This is a genomic window from Pseudomonas karstica, assembly GCF_009707515.1.
GTDB classification, from domain to species: domain Bacteria; phylum Pseudomonadota; class Gammaproteobacteria; order Pseudomonadales; family Pseudomonadaceae; genus Aquipseudomonas; species Aquipseudomonas karstica.
Window position 1 is genome coordinate 1 of sequence record NZ_WLYI01000063.1, and the last position, 9,570, is coordinate 9,570.

General features: G+C 57.7%; 11 protein-coding genes. 4 read left to right on the forward strand and 7 right to left on the reverse strand.

Translation table 11 applies throughout. The annotated features are described in order from the left end of the window. On the forward strand, positions 1-460 hold a 460-nt coding region (locus GIR22_RS26040), incomplete at its 5' end, for an RNase A-like domain-containing protein (RefSeq protein ID WP_343039666.1). Next, positions 460-768: a contact-dependent growth inhibition system immunity protein gene (locus tag GIR22_RS25485; protein WP_154746042.1), complete on the forward strand. Its 309-nt coding sequence runs from the start codon at positions 460-462 to the stop codon at positions 766-768. The genes GIR22_RS26040 and GIR22_RS25485, both read left to right, overlap by 1 nt. Before the next feature lie 576 nt (positions 769-1,344). On the opposite strand, the gene GIR22_RS25490 is transcribed toward GIR22_RS25485, so the two are convergent. The 5 genes from GIR22_RS25490 to ureE all read right to left on the reverse strand — a co-directional run bounded on the left by GIR22_RS25490 (position 1,345) and on the right by ureE (position 5,004). Further along, entirely contained in the window at positions 1,345-2,478 is a 1,134-nt protein-coding gene (locus tag GIR22_RS25490; protein WP_154746043.1) for an AGE family epimerase/isomerase, read from the reverse strand. 137 nt (positions 2,479-2,615) lie between these two features. Continuing rightward, entirely contained in the window at positions 2,616-3,185 is a 570-nt protein-coding gene (locus tag GIR22_RS25495; protein WP_154746044.1) for a HupE/UreJ family protein, read from the reverse strand. A gap of 23 nt (positions 3,186-3,208) precedes the next feature. Continuing rightward, positions 3,209-3,823, reverse strand: coding sequence for an urease accessory protein UreG (ureG, locus tag GIR22_RS25500; RefSeq protein WP_154746045.1), 615 nt, complete (start codon positions 3,821-3,823; stop codon positions 3,209-3,211). Positions 3,824-3,832: 9 nt separating this feature from the next. Beyond that, the gene (locus tag GIR22_RS25505) at positions 3,833-4,507 is read right to left on the reverse strand and encodes an urease accessory protein UreF (protein ID WP_154746046.1); all 675 of its coding nucleotides are present in this window, start codon (positions 4,505-4,507) and stop codon (positions 3,833-3,835) included. Further along, positions 4,504-5,004, reverse strand: a complete 501-nt coding sequence (gene ureE, locus GIR22_RS25510; protein WP_154746047.1) for an urease accessory protein UreE — start codon at positions 5,002-5,004, stop codon at positions 4,504-4,506. The genes GIR22_RS25505 and ureE overlap by 4 nt, the downstream gene beginning before the upstream one ends. Positions 5,005-5,340: 336 nt before the next feature. On the opposite strand from ureE, the gene GIR22_RS25515 reads away from it, so the two are divergent. Then, complete coding sequence (locus GIR22_RS25515) at positions 5,341-5,853, forward strand: C40 family peptidase (RefSeq protein WP_154746048.1); 513 nt, start codon at positions 5,341-5,343, stop codon at positions 5,851-5,853. Positions 5,854-5,858: 5 nt separating this feature from the next. On the opposite strand, the gene GIR22_RS25520 is transcribed toward GIR22_RS25515, so the two are convergent. After that, the gene (locus tag GIR22_RS25520; RefSeq protein ID WP_154746049.1) at positions 5,859-6,491 is read right to left on the reverse strand and encodes a TetR family transcriptional regulator; all 633 of its coding nucleotides are present in this window, start codon (positions 6,489-6,491) and stop codon (positions 5,859-5,861) included. 153 nt (positions 6,492-6,644) lie between these two features. Beyond that, a complete protein-coding gene (locus GIR22_RS25525) occupies positions 6,645-7,094 on the reverse strand; it encodes a hypothetical protein (protein ID WP_154746050.1) in 450 nt (149 codons plus the stop codon). A gap of 368 nt (positions 7,095-7,462) precedes the next feature. On the opposite strand from GIR22_RS25525, the gene GIR22_RS25530 reads away from it, so the two are divergent. Then, a complete protein-coding gene (locus GIR22_RS25530) occupies positions 7,463-9,532 on the forward strand; it encodes an AsmA family protein (RefSeq protein WP_154746051.1) in 2,070 nt (689 codons plus the stop codon). Positions 9,533-9,570 lie beyond the last annotated feature (38 nt).

Sequence of the window (9,570 nt, forward strand, 5' to 3'; positions counted from 1 at the left end):
GGGCTGGGTGGATCCGTTGGGGTTGAGTTGCAAGGTTGGAAGCTGTCCAGGTTCCAAAGGCGATCTAAGCCAAATAAACAAGGTAAATAGCGGTGTATTAACTGCGCACGAAAAGGCAGGAGGACACTTGATTAAAAAGCATGTGGGGCGGACAGACGAAGAGCTAGCTGAAAGGTTCAAGTCGGAACCACACATTCCCGCGTCATCTACGTTTAGAACTCTAGAGGAGGCTGAGGCTATTGTTTCTAAAAGTTTGGCGGCCCACCATCAAGAAATACTGAAATTCCTAAAGGGAAAAAAGGATAAATATTTGATTAGAGACAGCTCAAGCCAATCCGTAGGGCTGAGTATCTTAAACGGAACTAAAAAATCCATACCCACCTATAAATTTCTGCTGATTTTAAAGCGAACTCCCAAAATGCCAGACGGCTATCTATTGCTAACAGGATACCCAGAGTAATGAATGAGTCACTGACAGAGCTCCAACAGTTTTTTGGTGCCTACTTTAACCAAGATTGGGCGGAGGATTACTCTTCGGCCGATGAAGTTATTGATGCTTTTCTAATAGACTCGCCTAGAGACGTAATCATAATAGTAAAAAAGGAAATTTTAGAGCTGATGAATTCCTACACAAATGAGTCGGACTTTCAAGAGAACTTACTGCATGAACAGTGTTGTTATTACTATTACCCATGCCAGTGGGGGACGGGGTCACTATGGCTAAATCATATAGTTAAAAAATTCGACAAGTACCTGCTGGAAAAATGAATCTATTGATAAAAATAACAGGAAGTTATTTCGCAGTTTTCCCCATGAAATAGAGAACGGAAAGTGATAGGCTTTCATGCAGGTGCTATGACTTAAATCATATTTAAAGATGGTCCAGAATAATGCAGCCCTTATATGCATATTGGAATGAGATGAAAATTCCACGAGCTTTTTTCGAACATGGTTATAAAGTTTTGATAACGAGTGGAGTTCGAAAACTCTAAAGATGCGAAAGAAGTTCAAAATGTGTGGTGCCAGCAGCGCATCCACCAGCATGCCAAAAACAGTAATGTTCATGCGTTTTTCAAACTGCTCGATAATCCAGAATTGCTCAATACCCAGGCATCGTCCCGAACTGAAAACCGGGGGAGAAATCCTGGTACGGCCTTGAGTTCCCCACCGCAGGCCCCCGAAGAGGCTTTCAAATCACTGTACAAGGACCGCAGGCATGTTGAGCTGGACTTGCGCAACCGTCGGGTGTTTTGGGGCTGGCCCCTTCGCAGCCTCGTACCTTGGCCGCGGAATTTTCGGCAAACTCAAGAGGTATGTAGATACCCCATGCGATGAGGCCGAAGGTCAGCCGAGATAGTCGCTCAACCCTCGATAACAAGTAGCCAAATGGTAGGGCGTGGTTGATGGCATATCCCATCGGCTCACGACCCCACTGGCATCCAGGCACTCATTCCAGCCCTTGTGATGCAAGAACCGTTGTTGCAAGGCTTGCAACTGGTGTTGCAGCACGGCTTCGCTACCTGGGCGTAATGTCAGTGCCCGCAGGTATTCGGCCTGGGCCCAGATCCGCTGGGTGCCGTCACGCACGGTGCCATCCAGGGCGAGCATGCTGCTGACCGCACCGGTCAACTTATCCACACCCTTTTGCTCGGCATAGGCAAATGCACGGGCCAGTGAAGCGTACAAGGGCGTGTGCCGCAGTACGTCGGTGGAAGCCAGCAAAAAGAACCACTCGAACTGATGCCCTGGCTCAAACCAGTTATCCACAGCGCCCAGCGGTTTCTCCAGCATGACCCCGTGCTGGCGGTCGATGAAGCGCACTTGCATGGCTGTCGCCAATGCCAGCAAGGCCGCTTGCACGGTAGAGTCTTCACGCACCGCCAGGGTCGCAAGGAAGCCTTCGGCCAGGTGCATCAAGGGGTTTTGCAGCGGGCCGGACTTGAGTGAGGACCAGTTGCGCTCCAGTACCGCTTCATACAAGCCGTCGTCGGTGGCGAAACGTTCGGCGACCACTTCCAGGGCGGCATTGAGCACCGACTCCACCAGCGGCTCACGCACCTTGGCCCAGTAATGAGCGCAGGCGAAGATGATGAAGGCGTGGGTGTAGAGGTCTTTGCGTTTATCCAGCGGCTTGCCGTGCGGGTCGATGCTGTAGAACCAGCCACCGTGTTCGGCATCATGGAAGTGCCGCTGCAGGGAGCGAAACAACGCTGCCGCCCGCTCTGGGGCAAAGTCTGCGCTTGGCTCGCCGATCAGGCTGGCGAACAGGTACAACTGCCGGGCGCAGGCCATGGCGCGATAGCGTTGCGGGGACAGGGGGCGGTGGTCGGCATCCAGCGCTTCATAGGGCAACGCCAGGTCGGCATTCCAGCCCGGGCCTTGCCACAGCGGCACGATCAGGTCGTGCAAATGCGCTTGCACGGACGTGAACACGGCGTTCAATTGAGGCTTGGAGGCGGAGCTTGCAACATCGGGCATCGGCTGGCGTCGTCACGGCTAGGGGTGTTTGCGCGACATGGTAGCAGAGGTGCAGTTGCAAGCCACAAGCCATAAGCGGCAAGAAAGAGCCGTTTGGCTTTTACTTGCCGCTTATGGCTTGTGGCTTGCCGTTTCGGTCAACCGGCGAGTAGCCACGCCCCAGTCGCTGCCGAGGCGGCTCCGGCAATACGCACCAGCGGCGCCGCCGCCGGCAGCCAGCGCACCACGGCATAACCTGCGGCATGCAACACCGCCGTCGCGGCCACAAAACCTGCGGCATAGGTCCAGGGGCTGGACATGTCCGGCAGTTCCAGACCATGGGCCACGCCGTGGAACAGGGCAAACAGTGCCGTCGCGCCAATCGCTACGGCTAGCGGTGGGCGAAAAACCAAGGCTACTGCTAAACCAAGCGCCAGCACCGAAGCGGCAATCCCGCTTTCCAGGGCCGGCAACTCCAGGCCTTCAAAACCCAGTACGCCACCGATCAACAGGGTGCCGACAAAGGTGCAGGGCAGTGCCCAGCGGGCCGGGCCTTGTTGCTGGGCGGCCCACAAGCCGACGGCGACCATCGCCAGCAGGTGGTCGAGGCCGCTTAACGGGTGACTGATACCGGCCATCAGGCCGTTGTCGCCATGGCCCGGGTGAGCGAAGGCCAGGGCAGGGACGAGCAGCAGGGCGACGGCGCCCAATAGTTTCTTGAGGCTCATGGACAGGTTCCTTATTGAGTTAATCAAGCTGCGGTCAGCAAGCCCTGGCGTTCGATAAAGGCAACGATTTCTTCCAGGCCAACGCCGGTTTTCTGGTTGCTGAATACAAAGGGTTTGTCGCCACGCATGCGTTGGGTGTCGCTGTTCATCAGCTCCAGGGACGCACCTACCAGCGGTGCCAGGTCGATCTTGTTGATCACCAGCAAGTCGGACTTGCAGATCCCGGGGCCGCCCTTGCGCGGCAGTTTGTCGCCCGCCGAGACATCGATCACATAGATCGTCAGGTCCGACAGTTCGGGGCTGAAAGTAGCCGAGAGATTGTCGCCGCCGGACTCCACGAGGATCAGGTCCAGGCCGGGAAAGCGGCGGTTCAGTTGATCCACTGCTTCCAGGTTGATGGACGCATCTTCGCGAATCGCCGTGTGCGGGCAGCCGCCGGTTTCCACGCCAATGATGCGCTCTGGCGCCAAGGCTTGATTGCGCACCAGAAAGTCGGCGTCTTCGCGGGTATAGATGTCGTTGGTGACCACGGCGAGGTGGTAGCGATCACGCAGGGCCAGGCACAGGGCCAGGGTCAGGGCCGTCTTGCCGGAACCGACCGGGCCGCCGATGCCAACACGCAGGGGTTGTGTGTTCATGTATCTCTCCTAGGAACGGAACAGGCGGCTGTATTGGCGCTCATGGGCCATGCACGCCAGGGACAGGCCGAACGCGGCGCTGCCGTAATGGTTGGGGTCGATCTGGCTGGCGTCTTGCTGGGCTCGTTGCAGCAACGGCAACAATTGACTGGTCAGGCGTTGTGCCGCTTGTTGGCCCAGGGGCAAGGTTTTCATCAGCACGGCGAGCTGGTTTTCCAACCAGCTCCAAAGCCAGGCGGCCAGGGCATCTTGTGCATTGATGTGCCAGGCGCGGGCGGCCAAGGCCCAACCCAGGGCCAGATGCGGTTCTGGGCGTTGTTCGAGGAACTCTCGGGCAGGCTCGTCCAGCTCCGGAAGGCCGTTGAGCAACTGTTGCAGGGAATAGCCCATTTGCCGGCTTTCCTGGTACAGCTCGCGGGTCTCGCGGCTGGCTTGGTGTTGTTCACACAGCTGGAGCAGGCGCGACCAGTCCTGCGCCGCGGCTGCCTGGCAATGGGCAAGCAACAATGGCGCTTCGAAGTGGGCCAGGTTGAGCAGCAGTTGGTCGCTGATCCAGCGGCGGGCGCTGACGGGGTCGTTTACCCGGCCTTGCTCAACGGCCATTTCCAGGCCTTGGGAATAGCTGTAGCCACCAATCGGCAATTGCGGACTGGCCAGGCGCAGCAGCGCCCAGGCAGGGTTCATCGGCGCACACCGAACTGGTGCAGTTTGGGCGGATAGTTGAAGTCTTCGTCGCCGTGACGCGAATGGTGGTGACCGCCACCGTAGGCGCCGTGCTCCGGCTGGAAGGGCGCCTCGATGGTCTGTGTACTGGCGCCCAGTTGGTCGAGCATCGTCTTGAGCACGTAATCGTCCAGCAGGCGCAACCAGCCATCGCCGATTTGCAGGGCAACATGGCGGTTGCCCAAGTGATAGGCGGCGCGGGTCAGTTCGAAGGCATTGCTGCAGGTGACGTGTAACAGCTGTTCAGGGCGGGCCACGACGCGTACGACGCGTCCGTCTTCGGACTGTAGGCATTCGCCGTCATGCAGTGGCGGTTGGCCGCGCTCCAGAAACAGGCCGACGTCTTCACCGTCGGCACTGAAACAGCGCAAGCGGCTTTTGCTGCGGGCTTCGAAATTCAGCAGCAGTTCCGCGGTCCAGAGGGTTTGAGGGGCGATTCGGCGGTGGATCACCAGCATCAGAAAGCTTCCAGCTATGAGCGATAAGCAAGCTAGAGCAAGGGGCTTGCCAACCACGCGGGGAGTAGGCGTTTGCTGTAGGCAGGCGCTTGCGTGCCACTCGATAGGGCGCCAGGGCACTTTGAAATGGTTCATCTTGGTGCGTGGCGGGGTTTATAGCACCGGAATCGGGCGATTCGTGGTTATTGGCAGGGTGTATTGAATGAAGCTTCTTTCATCTTTTTCTTGTCGTGAGATTTAAGGATTTGCCTTACGTGGCTTGCGGATTTGCCGTTCATTTTGCTGTGCCTGCGTTCATTAGGATGTTGCTCGTGTTTAACCAGCGCAGCATCTGTCATGTTCAAGTCATCTTTATGTTTATTTTTTCTGTGCTGGGTCAGTGCTTCGTCTTTCGCGGGTATTGAGCCACGTGACGCCTCACCGGCCGGGCTGGGGTCTTCACTGAGGGCCCTGCCCAAGCCTTCTATCGACAATGTGATCGATCGCGCTTACGCATTGCTGGGCACGCCCTACAGGCTGGGTGGTGCATCGGTGGGCCAGGGCTTCGATTGCAGTGGCTTGCTGGTCTACCTGTTCAAGACCGAGGCCAATATCCTGTTACCCCGTACCACGGCGGCGATGCACCGTTCAACGGCGGCCACGGTCAAGCGCGACGCGCTGCGGCCGGGTGATGCAGTGTTTTTCAAGGGTAATGGGCGGGGCCAGGTCAGCCATGTTGGCCTGTATATAGGTGACGGCAAATTCATTCATTCGCCCCGCACCGGCAAGAATATCCGTATCGATTCTTTGACCAACAGATACTGGAAGAGGAACTACACCACCGCCAAGCGTTTTCACGCCATGCGCTGACCGGGTTACTCGGTGCTGCCCAGCCCTTGCCAGTGCTTGAGGCCGATAAAGATAAAGCGCAATTGCTGGGTGATCTTGGCCTGGGGCGTAAGGTGCGCCGGCAGCGCCTCGGCAGGCGGGTCAATGATGTCGGGCAGGGTGGCGAACACGCTTTTGACGATAAGGTCGGCCATGACGTGCAAACCGTCGGCATCCAGGTGTTGGAGCTTGGGCATCAGGGTCAGGTCGGCCGCCAGGTCCGACGTGATGTCTTCACGCAAAGCACTGATGGCTTGGCGAACAGCCAGGCAACCACCGTATTGCTCGCGGGCCAAAAACAGGAATTGCGAGCGATTGGCAGCTACCACGTCGAGGAAAATCCGCACCGACGCATCAATGATGCCGCCCATGACGAATTCATTGTGGCGCACCAGGCGAATCGTGGCGCGAAAGGTCTGGCCGACTTCGCTGACCAATACCAGGCCCAATTGATCCATATCGGCAAAGTGACGGTAGAAGCCAGTGGGTACGATGCCGGCACTCTTGGCGACTTCTCGCAGGCTCAAGCTGCCAAACCCTCGGCCACACTCCATCAGATGGCGGGCTGCGTCCATCAGGGCGAGGCGGGTCTGTTGCTTCTGTTCAGCGCGGGGCAGCATGGGCGGGAGGGCTTTGTGGACAGGACAGCGACGCACTCTAGCAAAACAACTTTACTGGCGTCGAACTTGAGGCAGGGTAAGAGTGTTGCGTTTTACACAAAGTAAAAAGCCCAATTCGGCAGAATCGGGCTTTTTTCCAGGGCCAGCACAGGCTTAGCTCGTTGCTTGATGCAGTTCTTGCAGACGGTCAGCACCGCCTTCGGCAACAGCGTTGCGTTCCAGCAGACGATCAGCACCGCCTTCAACCAGGCCTTTTTGTTCCAGGCGGTCACGGCCACCTTCAGCCACACCTTCAGTGTAGGCGCGTTTGTTGGCTTGCTCGGCGCCGCCTTCAACCAGGCCTTTTTGTTCCAGGCGATCACGGCCACCTTCAGCAACGCCTTCGGTGTAGGCGCGTTTGTTGGCTTGCTCCGAACCGTTTTCAGCGACGCCGTTGGCGTAGTCACGGTTGCCTTCTTCTTGCGAGCCGCTGCGGGCCAGGGACTGGCTGAAATGTGCAGCGTCAGCCTTCACTTGTGGCAGGGCTTGTTCGGTTGCAGGCAGAGCAAATGCACTGCTGGCCAGGAGGGAAAGTACGACGCTTGCGAGTATTTGGCGTTTCATGATGGGTTGCTCCATGGGAGGGCGATAAAGTGGGTACAGGGCTAATGCTACTCTCGATAAGTCGATATAAAAGTTCATAAAGGCAATGGTAATAATCAACAGAATTGATTGTTCCTTGCGAAGGCTCTACTTCGCGGCTCTCAAGCACGGGCTTTTGCACTGCGCTGGGTATTTTCGACACAGGCCTGGGTAACAACGGTGCGTGGTTGGTGATTCAAGCTGTCTGGTTGGTCAGCAAATCGGTTTTTTCCCGCTTAATTGGCCGTTGGGTTAAACCCCTTGGCCGTTTGTCAGTCGTAGCCATATAAGCTGTAGCCCAAACGTGCGACGCAACTCGCACGCTCAGCCGTAATCAGGAGTCCTGTGCAATGACGCGCACTCGTAAAATTCTCGCCTGGAGCTGCGCCAGCTTCGTTTTGTTAATCGCCGTCGTAGTACTGATCCTGGCGTTCTTCGATTGGAACCGGATCAAGCCTCCCCTGAACGCCAAAGTGTCCGAAGAGCTGCATCGCCCCTTTGCCATCAATGGCAACCTCGCGGTGATCTGGCAACGCGAGCCCGACGAAGGCGGCTGGCGTGCCTGGATTCCCTGGCCTCATGTGGTGGCCGAAGACCTGGCCCTGGGCAACCCCGAATGGTCGAAAAACCCCCAAATGGTCACCCTCAAGCGCGTGGAACTGCGCATCGCGCCCTTGCCGTTGCTGGCTCAGCGCGTGGTTATCCCGCGTATCGATCTCACTGAACCGAGTGCCGAGTTGCAGCGCCTGGCGGATGGCCGCGCCAACTGGGCCTTCCAGTTCGATCCCAAGGACCCCAACGCCGAACCTTCCAAGTGGGTGGTGGACATCGGCGCCATCGGCTTCGACAAGGGCCACGTGACCCTCGACGATCAAACCCTCAAGACCCGGCTCGATGTATTGATCGATTTGCTGGGCAAGCCGATCCCGTTCAGCGAGATCGTGGGTGAAAACGATGCCAAAAAGGCCCTGGAAAAGGGCTCGGCCCCTCAGGACTACGCCTTCGCCCTCAAGGTCAAAGGCCAATATCACGGCCAGAAACTCACCGGCACCGGCAAGATTGGCGGCCTGCTGGCCTTGCAGGACGCGGCCAAGCCGTTTCCGCTGCAAGCCCAGATGAAGATTGCCGACACCCGCATTGCCCTGGCTGGCACCCTGACCGACCCGCTGAACCTCGGCGCTCTGGATTTGCGCCTGAAACTCTCGGGCAGCAGCCTGGGCAACCTGTACCCGCTGACCGGTGTCACCTTGCCGGACTCGCCGGCCTATGCCACAGACGGCCACCTGATCGCCAAGCTGCACGAGGCGGGTGGTGCATTGTTTCGTTATGAAAACTTCAACGGCAAGATCGGCAACAGTGATATTCACGGCAATCTTGCCTACGTTGCCAGTCAGCCCCGGCCCAAGTTGAGTGGTGCACTGGTGTCCAACCAACTGCTGATGGCCGACTTGGCCCCGTTGATCGGCGCCGACTCCAATGCCAAGCAAAAGGCCCGGGGCGGTGAAAGCAAGCAGCCGGCGACCAAAGTGCTGCCGGTGGAAGAGTTTCGCACCGAGCGCTGGCGGGATATGGATGCCGATGTGGAGTTCACCGGCAAACGCATTGTCCATAGCGCTGAGTTGCCGTTTACCGATCTCTACACTCACTTGCTGCTTAACGACGGCGAACTGAGCCTGGAGCCCCTGCGCTTTGGCGTCGCCGGCGGCAAGCTTGATGCACAGATTCGCCTGAATGGTCGCATCACCCCCATGGAAGGTCGTGCGCGGCTGACCGCGCGTAACTTCAAACTCAAGCAGTTGTTTCCGACCTTTGAGCCGATGAAAACCAGCTTTGGTGAGCTCAATGGTGATGCGGATATTTCCGGGCGCGGCAATTCCGTGGCGGCGCTGCTGGGCAGTTCCAATGGCGATCTGAAGATGCTGATCAATGACGGCGCCATCAGTCGCGGGCTGATGGAAATCGCCGGGCTGAACGTCGGTAACTACGTAGTCGGCAAGATGTTTGGCGACAAGGAAGTGAAGATCAACTGCGCGGCGGCGAACTTCGGTATCAAGACCGGATTGGCCACCACCCGACTGTTTGTGTTCGATACCGAGAACGCCATCGTTTACATCGATGGCACGGCGAACATGGCCACCGAGCAGCTTGACCTGACGATTACGCCGGAGTCCAAGGGCTTTCGCTTGTTTTCCCTGCGTTCACCGTTGTACGTCAATGGGCCGTTTATCAAGCCGAGCGCCGGAGTGAAGGCGGTACCGTTGATACTGCGAGGCGCCGGGATGGTGGCATTGGGGGTGATTGCCGGGCCGGCTGCCGGCCTGCTGGCACTGATTGCACCTAGCGGTGATGCACCGAACCAGTGTGCGCCGTTGCTGCAGCAGATGAAGGAAGGCAAGGCGCCGAAGACGGTGAAAGGCTAATTGCCGGATTCGGGAGCGGCAGGGGGTGGTCGATCACT